A 22084-nucleotide genomic window follows, 5' to 3' on the forward strand; every position below is an offset into this window, starting at 1 on the left:
AAATTTATTTTCTTGGAAAGTAAGGGAAATGGGAACTCCTCGTAGGGTCATCCAAGTTTTCAAATACTCTATGGCTTCCTGTTACCGTGTCAGGAGTACTAATGTTACCGTCAAACTCTTTATAATACTTGGTTATTCTTTGAGAGTTAGGGTTATTAGGATTCGGCCAGTTTGAATATGCTTTATCAGGATTAGTCATGGTTTCTTGCCTTAATCCCTCTACATCAACATCTTGACCATATTGTGTACGATTAGGGGTTGAGGGCTTGCTTGGATCAAACATGTGCTTTTCAGAGTGCGGGTTAACAAAATCATTTGGATTACTTCCTCCACCCGGTTTTGTTGGGACTGGAGATTGTTCCGTTCCCCCCTGCCCGGTCCCCCCATCCCCACCCGAATCATGCTTCAGGTGTGGGTGAGTCTTCACACCAAAGCGGCGTCCGACCAAGCCGGCGATCGTCATGGCTGCTTGCTGTCCGGCAAAATTGAACGCACCGCCCGACGCCTCGACGTCTGCGGCGAATTTCTCCTGGGTATCGGCATCAAAGATCATTTTGCCTCCCCAAACCGCCGTGTCGACGACCTCTTCGACTGCCCCGATGGTCATGTTATAGGCCATATCCTTAGCGGTGTCAAGCGGATCTTCTACTAAGGAGGTCGCCGTATCCTTTACCGAATTGGCCACGGTCTTGGCACCGGTCTGCAGCCCCTGCCAGAAGTCTCCCGCATGGTCCCAGAACGTTTTGGGTTCATTAGCAGCGCTCGCTGCAGCTGCCGCGAGCATGAGATCTTCGTGCATATCGGCTGAAATAAACCGAAAGGCAATGGTTTTCAACTCCTGGCCGATGATCCGCAGATGTTCAATCGTTTTATTCATTTCGCCGTGGGCGTGCTGAAAATCTTCAAAAAACCGCGAACGGGTCGTTCCTTCCCACGAAGACATCATATACGTAATCTGCTGGTCCAGCCGATTCTTGGTCGTTTCCAGCTCTTCCGCTGACCTGGCGGCTTCCTCCGATACCCGAATCAATACCTCGGGCGGAACCAGTATTCTAGGCATTTGCATCCTCTCCAATATTTCATTGGACCTTATTGTACCTATCTTCTAGGATATGGAAAAGGTTCCAGAGTCCTTCATATCAAAGGCATTGGAGTTTACAAGCTGGAAGATTGGGGCCTTTCATGTAAGAAACGCACCTCCTACAGAGATGCGTTTTTCCGCTGGGAATCCTATGCAGAGCCCGCATAAACGGGCTATTTGATCCTATATCTTATCTAATGTGCTCAGAGCTCTGACCTCACCAAATCGCTTAGCACAACAGCCAGATGTTTTTCTGCCAAACGCGTATGGCGGTAAAAGGTGGCTCTGCTCATATGGAAAGAGGCTGCGAGTTGGCTTTTATTTCGGTCCTTGCGCAGATAACTTGCGATTAGAATTTCCTTCTCCAATAGCGTCAAAGGTTCCATCGAACGTGCGTCAGCCAGAATCCCTTGGATGATGTCCCTCACCTGCATCCCGTCCCAACCCAATCGCCGAACGTTAGGGAGTACCTCCAGCTTGTCCGGGTCGAACAGCCGTTCCAGCATTTGCTTCATTACGCTTCTATCAATGGTCGGGGGAAACTCATCTTCCCGTTGATATGTCGGTTGACCTGCTGCTGTCTCTGTTTGCCGGATGATCCGCTGAATCCACTGATCAAAGGTTGTTTGCCTAAAATCAAGCTCCCATGTCGTCAATTCGATGCCCTTAGATCCCGTCGCTTTCCCGGACGCTTTGAATCCCAGAATCGACAATAAAGAATTCAACTGCGGATCCCCCGCCGCCAAAATCCCCCGCAGACCGCCAGTCATATGAACCAGCCATTGCTGCATCAGCAAAGCCCCCAACTCTTCGGGACGATACAAATTCTGTTCGGAGTTTACCGCGGATAACAGCACGAATATCGTATCGGCTGCCTCCGGAGGAAGCCGATGCAGCGAAGAAGCCTCTTCTCCCAGCATCCCCCTACACCCAGGCGCATATCGTTCCAACAATGGCAAACTCAAGGCATGCAGCCATACGCCTGCGCAAAACGCCAGCGGCTTCCCTTTTTCATCCCGCACGATAAAAATTCCCTCAGGAAAATGAGCTGCAAGCTCCTCCAGCAAAACCGGACAATCGGCAGGTTCAACCAGTTCAGACTGCCAGTCGGAACCGAGAATAGACGCCTTCAAAAAACGCTGCAAATACGGCAGATCCTCCTGCCCGAACGGTTTCTGTTCGCCGGGCTTTAGGCTTGATGCGAAATTGGCATACGCATGGGCCGGGGGAAGAAATTCGCGGTACAGCTCCAAAATGTGGGCGCTCAGGCGCATCTGCATCCGTTGATCGACCGAATGGAATCGTTCCGCCAGCAGAACGAACGCCTGATGGCGAACCGCTTCGAATTGTTCGGGGTTTCTGCGAGCGAAGTCATCCCGTAACATTCGAGCGACGACCTGGTGCAGCAATACCCCATCCACCGTATCCCGTACAAACGAAAGTGCCCTCAGATGATAATAGTCCGCCCCTTCCAAGGGTGCGTCCAACAACCGGTTCAGCAGCTTCTCGTCGGCTGCAGGCAGAAGCGACAAAACCGTCAGCGCACGGTACACGCCGGGAGAAGCCGCTTCCCGCAAAAATTCGGCGCTCAATACAGCAGGAACCTCTCGCCATACATCCCACTGTTCCGCAGATTCGGAAAGCAGCAGATCCACGGTCAAAGCAAGCGACAACGGATGGCCTTCCGTCTTCTCGGCAATAACCCTTTGCATTTCCACACCCAAGCCGCTGCCGCCTAAATAATCGTAGACCTCTTCTCGCGTAAACAGCCGCAAAGGGAACCTATGCAATTGGGATTTCCATTCCGGATTCGTATGCCACTTGAGCGGCAATCCATTGCGTGAGGCACAAACGATCAACACGCGGGCGGACTTCAGCTCGGGAAGAAATCTGGAGAACAGCCACCCTTCCAGCTGTGCGATCTCTTCACCATTGTCGATGAACAACACGGTACGCTGCAGCTGAAGCTCGTTAACGATGTATGGCAGCAGCGCGGATTCCGGATCCCTGGTTCTGCCGTATTCAGTTGCAAGACTCATCTCCAGACTCGCCAGAAAAGCGCCCGACGTCGTTAAGCCCCCTTGCCCGTCCAGCCAAAGAGAACGCACCGAGGACTGCCTTGCCGTGCGGGCCATCTGAAGCAGCAGCGTTGTTTTGCCAATACCGCCAATCCCTGATATTGAAAAAATGGATGTCTGCGCCCGGGAATCCGCCAGCCAATCCGTGAAACTCTTCATTTCCCGATCCAAACCGATGATGCGATGTTTTGCAATCTTCTCCATTCGTTACATCCTCACTCCATCCGCTTCTCGCCCGTTGAATCTTATCACTAATAAACCTACTAATTTTTATACTATACTATTTTTTGAATCTACGAATAGGCTCCATAACAGAATAAACGCAAAAAAACGAGCACATTCTTGGCTGGAATGTGCTCGTTAACTATGCGGCTGCAATTAGTTGATGAAATTCAAATAGTGCAGCATTCGGTTTAAGAGAACCGTGCTTTGGGCACGCGTGGCAAACGCCTGCGGAGCGAACGCAGCATTCCCGACGCCTTCGATCACGCCTGCGGCCAGCAGCTCGGCAGCCGGTCCCTTGGCCCACCCGGATACCTGGGCATGGTCCGCGAAGCGTTCCAATGCGGAGGCATCCGGCGGTGGAAGCTCGCCGGCATATCGAACGGTTCTGCCCAGCATAACCGCCACCTGCTCTCTCGTGACCCTAGCGTCCGGTCGGAACGAACCGTCAGCGTAACCTTCAATCAAGCCGGCCGCGGATGCGGCGCCTATCGCACCGGCATACCAGGCTTCGTTCGACTCCACGTCCGAATAGGAAGAAAGCTGCGGCTTCTCGGCCAGTCCGAGTGCACGCACGAGCATCGCGACGAACTCGGCGCGGGTTACCGTACGGTTAGGATCAAACGTGCCGTCAGCCGATCCGTTCACGATCAGCTTGTTCGCCATCCGCTCGATGTCGCTTTGCGCCCAATGTCCCTGGATATCCTCGAAGGTTCGGTTGGAGCGAACCGCGGTGAACACACCGTTATATACGCCATAAAAAGTCGCTGTCTCCCCTTCAAAAACGGAAGGGACGAAGCGCGGCTTCCCTGCGTCATCCACCCACACGACGGTGGAATGGTCGGGCTCTGCCGCACCGTTCATCGAGAATGTCCGCTCTAAATACGTGCCTTCCGCTTCAATTCTTACATCGCCGTCGCTGTATAACTCAAAGCTCGTCGGCTCCGCCAGCATGTCATACCCTTGGCGGGTCAATTCCTCATCCAGATCACGGCTTGCGGAATCCGTCATTCTCGCAATGACAACCGTTACCGTCACTCGGTTCGGGAGGTCACTTAGCACGTACAGCGGAATGCGGTAGCTTGCCCCGATTACCCCAATTCGAATGGCTGCATTCGGCTTCGCCGCAAGGAGAACCTGCAGCGCTTCAGCCGGAAGATCGACCTTCACCACCGGATCCTCATTGTCGATGTCGATGACGATATCGTCCCCGCCAGCGACCCATGACCGAACCATCTCGGAGCCCGGTATCACTCTCAGAACGGTGCGTCCGTCGTGCTCCTGCTCTTTTTTGGTGGTTACCCGAACTTGTTTGCCGTTGATCGTTACGACCGTCCTTGGGTCCGGTGTAGGGATAGGGGTAGGAACAGGAGGAACCCAGCTATAGGATGGGGATTCCGGTTCTGAGGTATTGGCAGCTCTCAAATCGATGCGTCCTACGTCGACCGTCTCCCCAGCTAACACATTTACGGTTGTCGCGTAATCGTTATACGTTGCTGCCGTCACTGTGAGTGCATGGCGGCCTGCCGCTACGTTATTCAGCGCAAATCTCCCCTCGGCGTCGGTCGTATCCTTCGTTCCGCCCACCGATACCGCCGCACCGGCCAGCGGTGTGTTACCTGTACCGTAGACTGCGCCGATCACGGTCCCCGCAGCCGCTGGAGCCGACTGAACCGTCACTGCTGCGGTGGCCGTGAACCCTCCGTCGGCGGTTGTCACCGTAACGACCGCCGTACCTTCCGCGATCGGCGTCACCTCACCGCTCTGATCCACCTGAGCGACGGCTGAATCGCTGGAGTTCCAGGATACCGTCTGGTTCGTCGCATTCGCCGGCGCAAGTACGGCTGTCAGCTTCTGTGAAGCACCTCCTGCCGTAAGGGACAATGCTGTCTGATCCAGCGTCACTCCCGTCACGCGGACTTGGTCTCGAATATGGACGGCTTCCACCTGTACGCTGCTCCATGCCTGAATGCGCTGCAGTGTATCAAACTCAAACACCTGAAGATATTGACCCGGAATGGGATCCACAATGTCCGCTCCTAACGAGTAGGAGACCGCTTCGCTAGGCAGCGCATCCCCCAATAAGGGGCGTATACCGGCATCCGGCCCGAGTAGATAAGCAAACGTATGCCCCGGATCGCCTGAAACAGCCATCACGCTTGTCGAACCGTTCACTCTGCCTGGACTAATATCAAGCTCGTCGATGTCCGGTGCTGATTCATCCACGTACAGGGTCAGCACCTCACTAACGGTGTTCTGGCCCGCATCCGTCGCCGAAACCATCACCGGGAACGTGCCGCTCACCGTAGCGCTGCCTTCAATCGTGCCATAGGCAGTCAACGATAGGCCATCGGGAAGTCCGGAAGCACTCCATGCCAGCCCTTCCCTTGCACCATCGAAAGCGTCAATCGTAATCGAATAGGGAACGTCCTTGACCGCCCTTGGCAGATCGGTAGTCAAGATGCCGGGGCGTAGATAGGGATACCCCCCATTGACGCCAACATCGATAGCCCACGTATTCGCGAAATCCCAGCCGCCATAATTGGAGGCTGCCTTCATGTCGTCAGAGGTAAGGCCTGTAAGATGCGGCGCCCCCATGTTATCCCCGCTACCGACGCCGATGGTTTGAGCCGATGTGATGTTATCGTAATACGAGGCGTTGATGGAGGCATACGTCAAGATTCCGATAAAACCGCCCACTGTGTAATATGTGACGCTTCCGGACTGCATAACGGCAGTCGAAGAATAACTATTGGCGATCGTTCCGTATATCAATTGTCCGGCCAACCCGCCGCCAAAGAAATAGTGATCGCCCGCCGTATTCGTGATCCTTCCGGTGGCATACGATTCATTGATACTGCCTGCTCCCTGAGCTCCAACCAGGCCGCCCGCATACTGATTGGAGGCATCCCCGCTCTTCACGGCAGCGGATGAAGATGAGCGAAGAATGGTCGAAGCGCCATTGGCCGCCCCGGCCAACCCGCCTGCTACGCTCACGCCTCCGTAACCAGTAATATTGCCGCTCGTAACAGAGCCCTGCGAATGCGAGTTGATGATGCTGCCGCCCATCAGATGTCCCACCAATCCGCCGGCATAGCTGCCGCCGTTGACTTGAGCTGAAATCCCCAGGTTACGGATGGTCCCCGATACGCGGCCGAAGAAGCCGACATACTGTAGAGCTCCTCCCTCGATGGTGAGGCCTTTGATCCGATGTCCCCTCCCGTCGAAAATACCGCTGAAGACGGTCGCTTCATCGGCTATGGGCAACCAATCGTACCCGGTCATATCGATGTCGTCGGTCAATCGGATATTCCGATCCAGGTAAGATGCTTGATTCCGATTGATATAAGCCAGTTCTTCTGCGGTCTTGACCCACACCCAACCGTCCGCTTCGGCCGGGACCGAGTCGTTTCCGGCCCGGACCACGGGCAGAGCGGAAGCCAAGGGAGCAAGCACCATCGAAAAAATGAGCGTTACTGCCAGCATGATGGACATTTTTTTCATAAACAGGTTTCTCCTTTGCATCAGTACAATCATCGATGAGTCATAGAAACACGACGTGATCTGATAAAATTCAACAACTTCAATTAAGTGTAATATAACAATGGAATAAAGACTGTCTCAATTTTGTTTCAAGTTCAAGGAGGCATGTTATAACAGAAAAACCGAGCGAATACAGGGAGCGGCCCTGAGTTTTCGCTCGGTTAAGATGTTGCTTGAGGTTCCATTGCTTTTACGATGATTCCGCAACATCCATCAAACAAATTTGTTGGCGGAACCTTTAAAAGTTACTCCGCTTTCACATAACGAAACCCCTGTGCAGCAAACGCCCCCGTAGTTGGAAGTACGATTTTTTTATTATCTTCGCTGAAAGAGCCTCCTTCTGCATCAATGCGAGAGTAATGTCTCATGATTACATATCCATGGTTGCAGTTTGGGCAGACACCTATATTAATGACGTAGGTTTCTTGATGATCATGGGATTCATTATTTTTGAAAATATCATATCGTTTGACGATGTCTATAAAAGCGTTAAAATTATCGGATTGGATTTCTTGAACAAGAACATCGTAGAGCTCAGTGACTCTCTCAAAGGTGAGCTCTCCCAGCTTGTGTTCTGTCACATACGCTCGTTTGCATGCCGTACAATGCAGCGTGCCCTGCTGGGAGAACCAGCCTGGAAATGTGCTACCTAACAGGAATCCGACAAGGCTCAAACTCCAACTGAACCAGTTGGAACCTGAGGATGAATTCATTTCAATGACCTCGCCGCCACGGTGTATGAAGCTTGTTTCATCGGTCTTCAGTTTAAAGGCAAGGTAATTGGGAAACGTGAGGACATTATCCTGCTCATCGGTGTAGTTGCGGATAGGTTCCCCTTTAAACTGATGATTGATCGTATGGTCTTCAGTTACATACGTTGTTTGATATTCACCATATTGAATCAAGAAGAAGGTGATGAACGCCATGCATAATGAAACCGCATAATGTTGCCTGGACGGCTTATAGCCTCTGCTTACGATTCGCCAAGTATAAACCGACGTTGAAATCATACCCAAGGGAATCGCACCCAAAGGAAAAACGAACAAGATGGAATACGAATATAACTCGAAGTCCGTCAGACTCAATATGCCGAGGGCAATGACTACCGACAATAACATTCCGAACAGACCGATTAGGTATGCCGGTAGAGCCTTCTTGGCGTGCTGCTCATTCTTGTTAATCCTAAAACTCATGGAATCACCTTCGATTTAAAGTGGATTCCCTATTTATTCGCTAACCTTCCTGTAACTCCTCTAAGAGCTGCTCCGCCTCCTCTGTTCATTCAGTAAAACAGCCACAAAAGGGTTACCTTCCATGGCTGTTTGAACTTGCTCATATTTGGTTTCACTGACACTCGACTACCTCTTAATAAACACAATCTTCACGCCAACCACCTGATCCTGCTCATTCTCAGCCTTATACACGCCGTATGCACCATCGCCCATACCGGTTCGAGATACAACGCCTCCATCCAGAACGCCCGCTTCTTCCCCGCTCTCGGTGATGTCGCAGCACGCGTAATACCATTCCGTATCCGTATCCGAGGTGTCCGATGTCGCATCCGCGTCAGGAATCCGGTACTTCTGAATATCAAAAATCCCAACCTGCCCGCTATCCACCCCAGCTACAAATGGACACTTGATCCACTCCAGGAATGCCCCCTGTTCAGCTGCCGAATGATGGTAAGCCGTTAGCTTAGCGTTGGCTTCGCCCCAGTCCGGGATCTCCACCTTCTCCACTTCCCCTACCCAGGTTCCATTCAATACGGCTTCCAACACACCCATGATAATAATGTTCGTATCCAATTCATAACAAGGATCCGCGACAACCAATTGCCCGGAATTCACTTCAAAATCGCCCAGTTGAATGATCAATGAAGATACCTCCAATAACTCCGTATGATGGTTCTATTTTAGCACGTATGATGCGGGGAGTTTAGATGGGGTTCCTGCCTCTAATTTGACATGCCTCCGAATCTTACTGCAAAGCTTCCGCAAGGATGACATTCCTTCGCGTGCTCCGCCTGGTTTAGAATGTTCGACTCGATGTATAGATTTCGATTATAGAAGAACCGCTCCAATATAACCGAAACGAAGGAGCGGTTTGTATACAGTGAAGGACGATTAGTAGTGAATCAATAAAAAAACGCACCTCCCTAAAGAGATGCGTTTTTCACTGGCACTCATATGCTACAAACCAGCATGCTACCTGGAGTTAGTCAGGTTACTCCGGGATATTCCCCCCGGCCACACGGTCGCCGGAATTGCCCGATGGATCGGTTACGCCGTCATCTTCGCCGGCATGAATGATCAGCGAACGTCCCAGCACCGAGTTCGGCTGGTTCTTTTCAAGAGTTCCATGCTGAATGATCATCTCCGCTTCCGCGTTACCGTCTGTGCCTACGACCAGGTTCGGCATGTCGCCGACATGGCTTCCTTGCGGATTCTCAAGGCCATGGTGCTTGTCGGTTGGATTAAAGTGCCCTCCGGCAGATTTAAAATCTCCACCTTGGATCACATTCTCATGTACATGGAATCCGTGCTTGCCGGGAGTGAGGCCCGATGCGGTAATCTTTACCTTCACCCCGTCATTGATTTGTTCCAAGGTAGCGGAACCAACAGACTCGCCGGCCGCATTGTACAGCTTGACCACAGGGAGCCCCAAAGAGATCGTCCTGGAAGCCTGCTCCCAATACACCGGTTGGCCAACCAGATCAGAAACCATGCGAACAGGCACATAGGTCGTGCCGTTGTGAATAATGGAATCCGGGGCCGCCGTCCCTTGGTTCATAAATTGGCCTGCAGGTGTCGAGTGGTCCTTGCCGTTGACGTAGTAGCTTATTTTAGACGTCGTGTGTTTAAACGCTTCTAAGGTTCCTTCGGGATTCGCAGCCGCCAGCGAAAATCCTGAAAACAGCATGGCTCCAGCAAGAAACGCTCCGGCCATATGTTTCAACTTGTAGTTCTTCTTGTTCACTTCATCGCCTCCTGATGATGGTATCCATTCATCTCCCAATACCCTGATTTTATACATCTCAACCGTCATATTATGGGATTTGGGGCTTTCGGCGTTAATCATTGATTCCCAAGACAGGTATAGGGATCGAATAACCTACTAAAAAGAGAAAGATTCACTCCGCTAACGGCGTTAACGCCCCTCTTGCAAGATGAGTTCTCTCATCCGATCAGAATGTTTGGCCGAGGCCACATATACAGCTTCCTCCCCATCTTTGAAACCGTAGCTGAACACACTTTCCTCTCCCTCTTCCCCTAGCCACAGCTTGATGGCATGAATTGGAGATTGCTGGGCATAGATGACCATCACATCGTAATCCGGGTCCGTTCGTTTGGCAGCATCCGCCTGCTTGCGAGCAGTACGGATCGCTTCCTCAAATACCCTTACAGCCTTCGTATCCTTGAAAGACAGCAGTGTATCCCCGTTCATCTCGTCCCACGACTCAAATGCCGAAATCCGGATTTCGACGACCTCTTCGTCCAGAAGCTGCATCGTTTCCCAACCGGGGCCCTTATCGCAGCCTGTTAATAGAGCCGTCATATAGAGCAGCATGATCGTTAAAAAGTGCCTCATCAAATCGTCCTTCCTTATACTCAAAATCCTGTTAATGGATAACCCCATGCAGCTTCAGCTTGTCCATCAACATGGTGTTGTACGTCTCATGGTCATAATGGGAGTTGTTGATTTACCGAATCCCGGCAGACCCTCGACCATGATCAATTTTGTCTTCATTTCAAATCCCCTTCAAATCTCTAAAATGATTGCAGCTTCAAGTTATTCTGTGGAGGCCAGCTGATATCCTCTTCTAGAAGGATCGACCTTCTAATCTTCGTGTAAAGGACGATCTAACAAAAGAAACTGGCGTCAATATGATTGACGTCAGTTCCTCGTTAAAAATCGATTTGGGATTCCTTATAGAAGATCCGTCCGAGTGCTGCCTTGTTCCCTTAGACTAAGAGCCTGATATTCTACTTTTTGGTTATCCCCATTTTATCCTCAACGCAATCTGGAATTCTCCTCGCGAAGAGGTAATAATCGATCCACCGCTTGCTTTTGGATTCATTAATAATCTCGGTTAATTTAGATACGGTTACTCCCTCTTCCTTGCATGAATGAAGCATTTTGTTATTCCCCAGGTAGATAGCAATATGAGCCACCCTCTTTGTCCCTTTTCTCCTGTAACGCCATCGATTCGTAAAAAACAACAAGTCTCCGCGTTGCAGCTCTTTTTTTTCTACCTTCTTACCAAGCAGACTTTGCTGGCGGGAGGTACGGGGGAGAGGTATGCAAAAATGACTATGCAGATATTGAACAAATGAACTACAGTCAAATTCATCAGTCTGAAAAGGTTTTGCTCCCAAACGATAAGGTGTTGAAAGATATTTATACCCTTTCTTTATGATCATTTCTCTTTTATTTTTGATGTGCAATTTTGACTTTGACTTGGCTTGTAATTTCACTGTATTTCACTCTCCCGAAGAGTTAAGCCGGGGATCATGGCTTCTTTTTAGTCGTCCGCTGTTATAATGCCTTTGCGCTTGAGGACTTGTATAATCTCCTGCGCTCTATGCTTATACATATGCTTTCTGACCGTTATCTGGCCTTGGTGTTGAATGGCTTTTCTTTCAGCAGGATGGTTCAAATAATAGTGAATGACTCTTTTCATCTCTTCTTTGTTCCCGGCAGTAACCAGGTCTTTTCCGGGTGTAAAATAACGCCTTACCGCAGGTGTATCACTCGTTAGCGTAAATTTCCACCGAAAGCGCGAATGATCCGGCTCTTCGCGATATAGCTTCGGATAAGCATTCGCGATGAGAGCAATCTCCGAACGGTATTTGTGCTGTTTTTCTTGAATGGAGTTATTCGTTGGGAAAGCCCTCAGATCCACCTGGGATGGCTTTCTAAAAATAAGATGCGAACATTCCCTGTTCCCTTCGTCCATAGACTTATCCATAGATTATGCACTCATGTTCGGGAATGTCACTTATGGAACAAGTGATTCGTTTCAACGATACTGCAACAGAGACATCAAGTATTTAAATCGTACAAGAGTGGAGACGGGATATCTGTTGTGGAAACTGCTGCAACGAGACCTTAGTCCATAGAGGATCGTTGTAGGAGTGATTGCCAATCGCATGACCTTCGTTATGAATTCTTACACCAACCAGCATCTGAAATAGTTGCCCTTGAGCGCCTGAGATTCCATCCTGTGAATGATTTAATGAAGGCGGGAGTTATGTTGGAGACTGTTGAGTAAGGATGAATGATCGCTATATTCTCTCATATCTATTCGCCTTTAAACTATGGACATCTCTTTTTTAACGGACTATAATGACAAAAGCGCTCCAAAAAACGAACATTAAGGCGGTAAGTATGAGTAAATATATGTTATTATTTCAAGGGACTTCTTTTTCAAGCAAATCTCCCAAAGAAATTCAAGTATTGAGGGACTATCTTTACTGCGTCAATACGGGCGGCATAATTGAGCGAGTCGTAGCGCCGGAAGACGCCGACTACCAATCCCTGCTGGATACATATCAAGGCACCGACAGCTTTCATCGTTTAGAGGAAGGACAGTATTTCTTGCCCGGTTTTGTCGACTTGCATGTTCATGCGCCGCAATGGGCTCAATCCGGAACCGCATTGGACATTCCGCTCTATGATTGGTTGAACACCTATACCTTCCCGCTGGAATCGAAATTTTCCGATCTGGAGTTTGCGCAAAAGGTTTACGACGATGTGGTAAGCACCCTGCTGGCCAATGGAACAACGACGGCCCTTTATTTTGCCACGGTGCATAAAGAAGCCAGCTTGTTGTTAGCCCAAATCTGTGCAAGCAAAGGCCAGCGCGGACTTGTCGGAAAGGTCGTCATGGACGATCCCGAGCAGAATCCGGATTACTACCGCGATGCGAACACATCCACAGCGCTGGCGGATACAGAGGAATTTATTATCGCTGTACAGGAACTGGCCAAGACCACAAAACAAGGCGTGTATCCCGTCGTCACCCCACGCTTCATTCCAAGCTGTACCGATGAGGGACTGAAGGGTTTAGGCGAGTTAGCCGCTAAATATGATACATATGTGCAATCCCACTGCAGCGAAAGCGACTGGGCGCACGGGTATGTGAAAGATCGATTCCAGAAAAACGATGCGTTTGCCTTGCATGACTTTGGCCTGCTGCGTGATAAATCGGTCATGGCTCATTGTAATTTCCTTGATGATCAAGATGCCGAATTATTTGCTGACACCGGCACCGCGATCGCACATTGCCCAATATCCAACGCGTATTTCGCCAATAGCGTCATCCCGGTCGCTCGCTTCCATGCCAAAAATGTGGAGATCGGTTTAGGCTCTGATCTATCCGGCGGCTTCTCACCCAGTCTCTTCGATAATATAAGACAAGCCGTGATGTCTTCCAGGATGCTGGAAGATGGCGTGAACACCTCCCTTCCTGCGGAAAATCGTGGCGTACCTAAGTCGCGCATTACGATTCATGAGGCATTCTATCTGGCTACGGCCGGAGGCGGTGAAAGTCTGAGCCTGCCGATCGGTCGCATTCAGGAAAACTACGCATGGGATGTGCAGGTGATCGATACGAGACTTCCATCTGCGAAGCTGCCGATTTTTGATGAGTTTGAAGACGCACAAGATATTTTTCAGAAAATCATGTATCTGGCACGTCCTGAGCATATCCGCGAGGTGTGGGTACAAGGGGAAAAGGTTCATACGCGTTAAGAAAGATAGAGGTTATTCAAAAAGCAATTCATCCTAACATTCGAGGTGTCCAGCGGAGTGAAAACACAAGCAGACAAGCAAAATGACGAGCAAACGAAGTCACAGCATCTAACGGTTCCCCCTGACGGCAAAATATCATTCGGGAAATCCGCCATTCTCGGTTTACAGCATGTCGTCGCGATGGACGTTTATGTCGTCCCTTTCCTGATTGCCATGTTAATCGGCTTAGCCCCCAATCAGTCCAGCGCATTAATTCAATCCACGTTTATTGCGGCCGGGCTTGCCACGATCGTGCAAACGTATTTCTGTATGAAGCTGCCGATGGCGCAAGGACCTTCCTATGTTCCGCTCGGCGCAATTGTTGCCATTTATGCCGCCAGCGGCGGCGGAGAGATGGGTTGGAGTTCCGTGCTGGGCGCGAGCTTAATTGGGGCGATCCTCGTGATTATTTTGGGGTATACGGGAGTTTTCAATAAAATCGTTACATCCTTCATCCCGCCCATTGTCGGGGGCACGATCATTTTCATTGTAGGTCTGTCTTTATTGCCAGTAGCCATTCGAGACAATATCTACGGCGCTACGGACGCTACTATCAATCAAAACGTGCTGCTGGCCCTGATCTCAGCGGCTGCACTCATCCTGTTCGTGATCCTGGGTTCTTTGTTCCGAACGAGAGGCGCGATATTCCGAGTTACGTCCGTGATGGTCGCATTAATTATCGGATGTATTTCCGCCAACTTTATGGGTGTGCTGGATTTCAGCGCTGTCGCAAACGCCAAGTGGTTCAGCATGCCGCAGATTCCGTTTAAGGATTTTGGCTTTTCGTTTGATCTCTCGGCGATCATCACCATGATCATTATATATCTCGTACTGTTGGCAGAAACCACAGGTACGTGGTTTGCCATCAGCAACGTTATTGATAAACCATTAACGGATAAGAACATTAACCGCGGGGTGATTGGAGAAGGGATTAGCTGCCTGATTGCTTCGGGACTCGGCTCCACGCCGGTTACCGGCTATTCCACGAATGCAGGGATTATCTCCATCACGGGTGTGGCTAGTCGCCGTGTCTTCCTTGCAGTAGGCGGATGGTTTGTCCTCTTCGGGTGCTCCGGCAAATTGGCCGCGCTGATCTCCTCGATCCCAACCGCGGTCATCGGCGGCGTATTCGCCATCGTCTGCGGCATCATCTCGATTAACGGGATCCAGGTCATGAAGAACGAAAAAATCGGGGAAAAAGAAATGTACATCATCGCCATCCCGATGATTTTGACGTTGGCGTTAGTGCTCATCCCTAAAGATTTCTTGTACACGTTGCCTACGTTCGTGCAGTATTTGCTGGGCTCACCAATTCTAGCTGCTTCGCTTGCAGCGATCTTGTTGAATAAATTGCTGCCTAGTGCGAAGTAAGTTGAAGGGATAGGACATTGGAGTTGTATGTAAGCTAAACGGGGCTGCCCTCAAAGAGACTACGTTTGTTGTAGGCTTTGGGGGTGGCTTTTTTTGTATGGTAAATTTCTCATCACAACATAGAGTTATTAGAATATGTTATACTTGCCCAAAAAAGGTAATAAGGATAGAATTTATATAACCCTCAAAAAATTGAAAAATCAGAATTTATAGAGAGTTAAGGAAGGGAGAAACTTATGGCGAAAAACCCATTAAAAATTTCAATATTCATGATCGGTATCTTTATCCTGTGCGTTGTCGCATTAAAAACATTTCAAAACGGCTTAAATCTAAATGGTGTTATTGATTTTATAGAATGGGTAACGTTATACATTTTGCCTTGGATTTTTCTATACTGGTTCATAAAATACGTTAAACAAAAAATATAAAGGCAGTTCCAAAAGCTATTGATAGCTTTTGGAACTGCCTTTTTAATTCATTTAAGAACTAGTATGCATAATCAGGGCCGATTAAAGTATCTGTTGCAGCCGTTCCACCTTTGATTGTAACAGAAAAAGAACCATTGCTGTTTAATGTAACATTATCAACATATGTTTTATCCCATGTATGACGCATATACGCTACAGCATTTCCACTTGCTCCTGAAAACTTACTATCATATGCAAGTTTCACTGCACCAGATCCAAAGTTCATTGCATATTTGGCATAACCATCACTACCTAAACCAAAGCCAGATACGCTATCTTGGAATTTGAACATTGCGCCATGCTTACTATCAAAAGTACCTACCCGGTTTGTTTGTTGAGGAGCTGAATAGGCTCCTGTTTTTCCATTATTGTATGGAGACGGTGCATCTTGCCATATTGGTTGCAAGTGGAACTCTTTAAGAGCAGCACCATTAGTGCCACCAATTAAGTTAATACCTGCAGTATCAGCACCACCTAAAGGTCCAGTGGGGTTTGCAAAACCCAAATATTTTCTTGCTTCTTCCCACCATGCATTAGCATTCGTCCATTTGAAACCGCCCCAGATCTCCCAATATTTCGTTGTAGAATTGTAAAGCCCAAACGGAGTGTTGACTTGAATATCCCCATTTTGTGCTTGAGGTGTTACTACAGAATTATCTTGGCCTAATTCGTAGTAAACAAGTCCGTTACTTTCTAACACTTCAAAAAATTCATCAGTAAATTTTTCCTCTTGGCCTACGGCGACTTTAGCAAGATACATATCCAGTTCTTCAGGAGACATTTGTGAGGCACTTGTTTTGAATGAGGACACATTATTTTCCGCTGCATTTGCAATTAAAGGTTTTACATTGACTTCATTTTCATATCTAACTACTTTACCAATAGGGTTTACCGAAGGGTCTGAAACTAGATCTACGACATTTTGTGAATATTTAGATTCGTCTGCGAATACCGCCCCTGAAAGGCTTGAACCTACCAAGGATAGTAGTAGCAATGATGAGAGAATTTTTTTCTTCATTTTGAATCATCTCCTAAATTATAGTATTTAAATCCTTACATTTACATTAACGTTATATTTATACTAAAAGTTTGATATTTTTCAAAAATATTTTTTTTTGAAACTGGTAGGGTACACTTGATAGTTTCATGACACTAATCGGATTAGTCACAACGATTGGTCTTGCTCTTAGAACCAATGCAAAAAGAAATAAGCCGCCCGTGGATGAGAAAACGACCTATTTCTTGTCCCTGTCCCTACTTTCCGCCTTTAATGGCGGCTGTTGTTAGAAGTGAGCATCTTCATTCCTCTGTAATGCGTTGCGTGTCTACCGGTCTACTGACAGATTCGTTCGAAATGCAGGCAAATTGTTTGCTTTCCCCATCTCCCTCAACAAACTCTCCAAACTAGTTTGCTCAAAGGACGCCAGGTATACAGCCAACAGTTCATCCGTCTCCTCCTCGGATACGTCGAGTTCAAACACGATCAGCACATCGTCCTTCACGTAGATTTTCCACGCATTCAGTTCAGACCCTTCCTCTACCTCATGCTCCGGTTCCTCCAGATGCATACATCTGCGATGGTCGGGCAAGCTCCACATGCTCTCATCGAAAATGGCCCAATACGGCAGCCGATCCTCCACGCCCAACTGAACGAGTCCCTTGCCAGCAAGAAAACGTTGAAGCGATCGATTTTCCAGTTGCCAGTCGGGCGAGTTCCACGCGCACAGATAGACCGATGGATCTTCCTGCTCCAAATCCTGAAGTCGGATGCCGCAATATATTACGGATTCCTCTACTTGATAGAAGATTAGAAACGCCTTATCTGTCGTAAAAAATGTATCATCGGGAATAAACACATCCTGCAGAGGGAGCGGTTCATATTGGTTATTGCACCCTTGAGTGATATATGGGGATTGTCCCAAAATCTTATAATATTCCCGCAGCACCGTCGGCAACGGGAAACCCAAGCTTTGTTCCTTTGCTTGAATGTCCGCCTCCGGAATGCCGTGGGCCTCCTTGTGATGCTCTCCTAATACGCGGAGAAGTCCTTCGATTGTCGCTTTCATTTAGTTGGGTCAACCTCCTCGACGTATATCGTTCAACAAGCTTCTGCTAGTCCTTCTAGTGAACATTGACACGCTTCAATCTAACAATCATGAATTTAATAAGTCTGATTCTGGAACCCTTTTCCAGCCTTCAAGTCCTATTAAATTTAGTATCCGTTCTTTTTCGGAAGCATCAAATTTGTCCGTATCTTTTTTAAGACTCCCTTCAAATTCCTTCATGTACTGCTCATTACTCGTGTCGGTAACATACATATAATAGACATCTTGGATCGTGTCTCCGTTGCGAAATTGAAACTGAAAGACATACATTTGTTTAATTTCTTGAATATTAGGCAGTTGTTCGGGTTCTCCACTCTGTGGCCATTGCGCGGCATTCCTCAGCAAATCAGGGTCACTTTGAACATTGATCAGTTCGGGTTGAACGCGATGGGTATCGTTACGGTACAAATAGATATTTACCATCTCCAACGAGCCGGATTCTTCTATTCGCTCCTGATTTCTTGGCGAACAGGAAGTTATGATGGACGCAACAAGAACAACATACAACAAGACTATTTTTTTGTTAATATGAAACACTCCTATAAATCTTCATCAAGTAAGTATTTTCCGTAATGAGAGAGAATTCGTAGTGCACCATATTTTAACATAACTTCAGCATAATTCAGGTTGACGAAACTAAAATCGAGAAGTATAATCAAATCCATATTAAACTTATAGGAATTATTAAACATTAAAAAGATACCGACCATTCAAATGGAGGTCACGGCCTCAGCAGGATATTCTGCTGGAGTTGTGGCCTTTTATTGTTGATCATCCTCTTTTTGAAAGCTAGGTGAGTTGAAGTGATGAGAAAGTTCCTTTCCAATCCATTGATCGGAAAATGTTTGCCTTGGGTTCTACCCATCTTATTAATCGTTCTGTGGTCCATCTTATCCAATCTTGATGTGATATCGAGGAAGATCCTCCCCCTGCCTCAAGACGTTTTATTATCTTTCAGGGAGTTGCTGTTGTCAGGAGAATTAATCGAACACATCTCCATCAGCTTTCAAAGAGCGTTCATTGGTTTCTTAATCGGCGGGGGGATCGGTCTTGTGCTTGGCTTTATGAATGGCTTATCTTCCATCGCTGAAAAATTGTTAGATACGACGATTCAAATGGTACGCAATGTTCCTCATCTGGCGATGATTCCACTAGTCGTTCTATGGTTTGGCATTGGCGAGGAGTCGAAAATATTTTTGGTCGCGATCGGCGTGTTATTCCCGGTCTACATCAATACCCTGCACGGCATCCGCTCCGTGGACAACGGCTTGATCGAAATGGGGAACGTATACGGGCTGCGCTCCGCTTCGCTCTTTTGGAGAGTCGTTCTGCCTGGCGCACTTCCTTCCATTCTAGTCGGACTACGCTACGCTTTGGGCATCATGTGGTTGACCCTAATCGTATCCGAAACGATCGCTACGAATTCGGGCATCGGCTTTCTGGCCATGAACGCAAGAGAATACATGCAAACCGATATCATTCTGCTTACCATTTTGCTTTATGCCTTATTTGGAAAGCTGGCCGATTCCATCGCTAAGCTCTTAGAGAAGCGGTTCTTACAATGGAACCCGAATTATCAAAAGTAAGCACTGAAAGGATGTGTCGACCCTGAATTCCTCAACCCATGGTGTACATCTTCGTACAACAAGATTACAGAAAAGCTTTGGCGAACAACCTGTACTTCAAGGCATTGAGCTGGACGTGAAGCCAGGAGAGTTCATTGCCATCATCGGGCGAAGCGGCTGCGGGAAAAGCACGCTATTGCGCGTGATCGCCGGATTGGAACCCTCCACGTCGGGAGACATATGGATCAATGACCATCCGGTTCAGCATGTACATCCAGAAACTCGGATGATGTTTCAAGATGCGAGGCTTTTGCCTTGGAATAAGGTCATCGATAATGTTGCGATCGGACTTCGAAAAGAAGACCGTCATAAAGCCGAAGCCGCTTTAGAGCAGGTTGGGCTGAGTGCGCGGGCCAATGAATGGCCGTCCGTGCTGTCCGGCGGCCAGAAGCAACGAGTCGCCTTAGCAAGAGCGCTCGCCAGCCAGCCTAAATTATTGCTGCTTGATGAGCCTTTAGGCGCGCTGGATGCATTGACCCGCATTGAAATGCAGCAATTAATCGAATCGCTGTGGCAGCAGCAGCAATTCACGACCGTCTTGATTACGCACGACGTCGAAGAGGCTGTCGTTTTGGCCGACCGCGTGGTGCTCATTGAAGAAGGCCGGATCGCGATGGATCGAGCCGTCCCTTTCCCGCGCCCCCGTCAACGGGGAAATGCCGAAGTGGCAGCATTCATCGATCACATCCTGAAAAGGGTCATGGGCATAACCGAAATGGCAAGCCGACATGAAGCAGAAGACCTCCCCTATCCCTTAAAGAAAGGGTCATAGGTTCTAACACCATCCCGCTTGGGATGGCAATTCGATAACCATTTCTTGAAGGAGGTGGATCACAAGCGGACTTTTGACCGGACGTGAAACCGAAAAAAGAAAGGAGCCCTGAAGCATGCCTAACATCGATAACCCGCAAGAAATCACTAAGGAAATCAGGATTACACGCTGCCCGGTTCCGACAGCAGCCAGTTTGGCCCTTGACCTCGGGCTTCTTCAACAGGAGCTTGAAAAGTCCGGATGTACGGCGGCGGAACTAACAAGAAACGCCAATCACGCTTTGCCCCATGCGCATTTTAATCACACCTTGCCATTCCTGGTGCGAGAAGGAGGAAACATTCCGGCTTTATGGGCGCGCTCAACCGGGAGCGATACGCGGCTTATCGGACTAAGCTGGGTCGATGAATATCAAGCGATCCTTACCCTTCCTGACTCGGATATTCAGGAGCCTGGCGATTTGCGTGGAAAACGAATCGGGATTCCTCGCCATCGTTATTTAGAGATTGATTTTCGAGCGGCCCAAGCGCTGCGCGGTTTTCATAATGCGCTCTCGCTTGCGAATCTTACGCTGGATGATATCAACATCGTTCATCTTGTGGCGGTTCCTGAAGGAAGAAGGGATTCATGGAATACCGAAATCGAGGCGCTGCAGCGACGTGAAGTCGATGCCGTTTTTGTCAAAGGAGCTACCGGGCTTGAGGCCGCCCGTACGGTCGGGCTAAAGGAAGTGATCGAGCTCGGGTTCCATCCGGATCCGCTGGTCCGAGTCAACAATGGCGTGCCCCGAACCGTGACGGTCGATACAGCACTGACGGAGCAGGAACATGTTGTGGAACAGATTCTCACTTCTCTGCTTCGCGCCGCAGATTGGTCCAAAGATCATCCCGATGATTTCATTCGGGTCGTTACGAAGGAAACCGGCGCTTCATCCGAATATGTAGCTTCCGCTTATCGCAATATTTCGCTTCGACCGGCACTACGCGAAGACTATTTAACAGCGCTTGATGCCCAGAGCAGGTTCCTGTTCGAGCATGGTTTCCTCCCGAATCCCGTGAACGTATGGGACTGGATTCTTCCAGAACCGTTAGCCGCAGCTGAATATAACATTGCCAAAGGAGTGTCCCTCACATGACTCAAAAGAAAGCAGATGTAACCATCGGCGTTCATCCTAATAATCATTCGTTATTCGTATTGCGCCGCTTAGGCTTTTTAGAAGAGATTCTTAAAGACCATAACGCCTCCGTTGCCTGGGTCGATTACACCGACGGAGCGAGGACGCCTCTGCGGATTGCTTCCGGAGAAATCGACTTCGGAGGTACAGGCTCTACCCCGCCGTTAACCGCGCAGGCGTCGGGAATCGATATTGTGTACGTTGCGGTCTCGAATCCTCGTACAACTAGCGGAGCTTTGGTCGTTCGCAAAGCAACGCCGGTGCAATCCGTTGCAGATTTGAAAGGGTTGCGCATTGCGCTATCCGAAGGGTCATGGCATACGAGTTTTCTGGCAACCGCGCTAGATAAAGAAGGCCTTCTTTATGATGATGTCGCTCGAGTTGATATAGGCAATGATGGCGCGAATGCATTGCTGGCCGGGAAAGTGGAGGCTTGGGTCGGCAACGATCCGCAGCTTACGGAGCTGCATAACAAAGGACTCATTCGTACGCTGGTGCCGCTTGAATCCCATATCTCTCATCGTTCCGTATGGTTTGCCAGCCGAGATTTTGCGACGAATCGGCCGCAATTGCTCAAGGCCGTTGTCGAAGCTCTGCAGCAGGCCGATGGTTGGATTCAGGAAAATACGCGCGAAGCGGCAGAGCTTTTTGCCCGGGACCTGCCCCATTGGCCTTCCGTGGATTCATGGGAAGTTGCGCTTCAGCGGAGACCTTGGGGGCTGCAGCCGATTACCGAAGAATTTATAACTGAACAGCAGCGGGTTGCCGATCTGTTAGCACGACAGCATATTTTGCCCAAAGAAATAGTCGTTTCAGAGGCGGTTTTACCTGTCCCCGTAGAAATTGGAGGAGAATAG

18 protein-coding genes are annotated in these 22084 nt (G+C 48.9%); 6 read left to right on the plus strand and 12 right to left on the minus strand.

The features are described from left to right. Nucleotides 1–4 precede the first annotated feature (4 nt). The 9 genes from ACETK5_RS26570 to ACETK5_RS26610 form a co-directional block, all read right to left on the minus strand. Entirely contained in the window at nt 5–1060 is a 1056-nt protein-coding gene (locus ACETK5_RS26570) for a WXG100 family type VII secretion target (RefSeq protein WP_394058848.1), read from the minus strand. Nucleotides 1061–1284: 224 nt separating this feature from the next. Then, the gene (locus tag ACETK5_RS26575; RefSeq protein WP_394058850.1) at nt 1285–3363 is read right to left on the minus strand and encodes a bacterio-opsin activator; all 2079 of its coding nucleotides are present in this window, start codon (nt 3361–3363) and stop codon (nt 1285–1287) included. A gap of 174 nt (nt 3364–3537) precedes the next feature. Continuing rightward, on the minus strand, nt 3538–6885 hold the full coding sequence (locus tag ACETK5_RS26580; RefSeq protein ID WP_394058852.1) for an S-layer homology domain-containing protein: 3348 nt from the start codon (nt 6883–6885) through the stop codon (nt 3538–3540). 284 nt (nt 6886–7169) lie between these two features. Beyond that, the gene (locus tag ACETK5_RS26585; RefSeq protein WP_394058854.1) at nt 7170–8117 is read right to left on the minus strand and encodes a hypothetical protein; all 948 of its coding nucleotides are present in this window, start codon (nt 8115–8117) and stop codon (nt 7170–7172) included. A 165-nt stretch (nt 8118–8282) separates the two neighbouring features. Further along, complete coding sequence (locus ACETK5_RS26590; RefSeq protein WP_394058856.1) at nt 8283–8798, minus strand: hypothetical protein; 516 nt, start codon at nt 8796–8798, stop codon at nt 8283–8285. Nucleotides 8799–9147: 349 nt separating this feature from the next. Continuing rightward, complete coding sequence (locus tag ACETK5_RS26595) at nt 9148–9900, minus strand: superoxide dismutase family protein (protein ID WP_394058858.1); 753 nt, start codon at nt 9898–9900, stop codon at nt 9148–9150. A 171-nt stretch (nt 9901–10071) separates the two neighbouring features. Then, nucleotides 10072–10512 carry a hypothetical protein gene (locus ACETK5_RS26600; protein ID WP_394058860.1) on the minus strand — a complete coding sequence of 147 codons (441 nt, stop codon included), beginning with the start codon at nt 10510–10512 and terminating at the stop codon, nt 10072–10074. A gap of 395 nt (nt 10513–10907) precedes the next feature. After that, nucleotides 10908–11399 (minus strand): C40 family peptidase, encoded by a 492-nt coding sequence (locus ACETK5_RS26605; RefSeq protein ID WP_100540432.1) that lies wholly within the window; start codon nt 11397–11399, stop codon nt 10908–10910. A gap of 47 nt (nt 11400–11446) precedes the next feature. Then, nucleotides 11447–11893, minus strand: a complete 447-nt coding sequence (locus ACETK5_RS26610; RefSeq protein ID WP_394058862.1) for a glycosyltransferase family protein — start codon at nt 11891–11893, stop codon at nt 11447–11449. Between the two features lie 419 nt (nt 11894–12312). Here ACETK5_RS26610 and guaD point away from each other — a divergent pair, with 419 nt between their 5' ends. Next, nucleotides 12313–13677, plus strand: a complete 1365-nt coding sequence (gene guaD / locus ACETK5_RS26615) for a guanine deaminase (RefSeq protein ID WP_394058864.1) — start codon at nt 12313–12315, stop codon at nt 13675–13677. 57 nt (nt 13678–13734) lie between these two features. Beyond that, nucleotides 13735–15087 (plus strand): uracil-xanthine permease family protein, encoded by a 1353-nt coding sequence (locus tag ACETK5_RS26620; protein ID WP_394058866.1) that lies wholly within the window; start codon nt 13735–13737, stop codon nt 15085–15087. 486 nt (nt 15088–15573) lie between these two features. Here ACETK5_RS26620 and ACETK5_RS26625 read toward each other — a convergent pair whose 3' ends face one another. The 3 genes from ACETK5_RS26625 to ACETK5_RS26635 form a co-directional block, all read right to left on the minus strand. After that, complete coding sequence (locus ACETK5_RS26625; protein ID WP_394058868.1) at nt 15574–16572, minus strand: hypothetical protein; 999 nt, start codon at nt 16570–16572, stop codon at nt 15574–15576. 307 nt (nt 16573–16879) lie between these two features. Continuing rightward, nucleotides 16880–17620, minus strand: coding sequence for an SMI1/KNR4 family protein (locus ACETK5_RS26630; protein WP_394058870.1), 741 nt, complete (start codon nt 17618–17620; stop codon nt 16880–16882). A gap of 87 nt (nt 17621–17707) precedes the next feature. Then, nucleotides 17708–18082, minus strand: coding sequence for a hypothetical protein (locus tag ACETK5_RS26635; protein WP_326115930.1), 375 nt, complete (start codon nt 18080–18082; stop codon nt 17708–17710). Between the two features lie 383 nt (nt 18083–18465). Here ACETK5_RS26635 and ssuC point away from each other — a divergent pair, with 383 nt between their 5' ends. The 4 genes from ssuC (at nt 18466) to ACETK5_RS26655 (ending at nt 22084) form a co-directional block, all read left to right on the plus strand. Then, nucleotides 18466–19245 carry an aliphatic sulfonate ABC transporter permease SsuC gene (ssuC, locus tag ACETK5_RS26640; protein ID WP_394058872.1) on the plus strand — a complete coding sequence of 260 codons (780 nt, stop codon included), beginning with the start codon at nt 18466–18468 and terminating at the stop codon, nt 19243–19245. A 13-nt stretch (nt 19246–19258) separates the two neighbouring features. After that, complete coding sequence (locus ACETK5_RS26645) at nt 19259–20056, plus strand: ATP-binding cassette domain-containing protein (protein WP_394058874.1); 798 nt, start codon at nt 19259–19261, stop codon at nt 20054–20056. 115 nt (nt 20057–20171) lie between these two features. Continuing rightward, nucleotides 20172–21188, plus strand: a complete 1017-nt coding sequence (locus tag ACETK5_RS26650; RefSeq protein WP_394058876.1) for an ABC transporter substrate-binding protein — start codon at nt 20172–20174, stop codon at nt 21186–21188. Then, complete coding sequence (locus ACETK5_RS26655; RefSeq protein WP_394058878.1) at nt 21185–22084, plus strand: aliphatic sulfonate ABC transporter substrate-binding protein; 900 nt, start codon at nt 21185–21187, stop codon at nt 22082–22084. Before ACETK5_RS26650 ends, ACETK5_RS26655 begins: the two co-directional genes overlap by 4 nt.

Source organism: Paenibacillus ilasis (assembly GCF_043195395.1).
In the GTDB taxonomy this organism is placed as follows: Bacteria; Bacillota; Bacilli; order Paenibacillales; family Paenibacillaceae; genus Paenibacillus_AQ; species Paenibacillus_AQ lautus.

Coding starts and splice junctions, on each gene's coding strand:
- ACETK5_RS26625 (WP_394058868.1), bottom strand. CDS start 16,572: ATGAAGAAAAAAATTCTCTCATCATTGCTACTACTATCCTTGGTAGGT.
- ssuC (WP_394058872.1), top strand. CDS start 18,466: ATGAGAAAGTTCCTTTCCAATCCATTGATCGGAAAATGTTTGCCTTGG.
- ACETK5_RS26570 (WP_394058848.1), bottom strand. CDS start 1,060: ATGCCTAGAATACTGGTTCCGCCCGAGGTATTGATTCGGGTATCGGAG.
- ACETK5_RS26630 (WP_394058870.1), bottom strand. CDS start 17,620: ATGAAAGCGACAATCGAAGGACTTCTCCGCGTATTAGGAGAGCATCAC.
- guaD (WP_394058864.1), top strand. CDS start 12,313: ATGAGTAAATATATGTTATTATTTCAAGGGACTTCTTTTTCAAGCAAA.
- ACETK5_RS26610 (WP_394058862.1), bottom strand. CDS start 11,893: ATGGATAAGTCTATGGACGAAGGGAACAGGGAATGTTCGCATCTTATT.
- ACETK5_RS26575 (WP_394058850.1), bottom strand. CDS start 3,363: ATGGAGAAGATTGCAAAACATCGCATCATCGGTTTGGATCGGGAAATG.
- ACETK5_RS26585 (WP_394058854.1), bottom strand. CDS start 8,117: ATGAGTTTTAGGATTAACAAGAATGAGCAGCACGCCAAGAAGGCTCTA.
- ACETK5_RS26655 (WP_394058878.1), top strand. CDS start 21,185: ATGACTCAAAAGAAAGCAGATGTAACCATCGGCGTTCATCCTAATAAT.
- ACETK5_RS26635 (WP_326115930.1), bottom strand. CDS start 18,082: ATGGTAAATATCTATTTGTACCGTAACGATACCCATCGCGTTCAACCC.
- ACETK5_RS26600 (WP_394058860.1), bottom strand. CDS start 10,512: ATGAGGCACTTTTTAACGATCATGCTGCTCTATATGACGGCTCTATTA.
- ACETK5_RS26580 (WP_394058852.1), bottom strand. CDS start 6,885: ATGAAAAAAATGTCCATCATGCTGGCAGTAACGCTCATTTTTTCGATG.
- ACETK5_RS26650 (WP_394058876.1), top strand. CDS start 20,172: ATGCCTAACATCGATAACCCGCAAGAAATCACTAAGGAAATCAGGATT.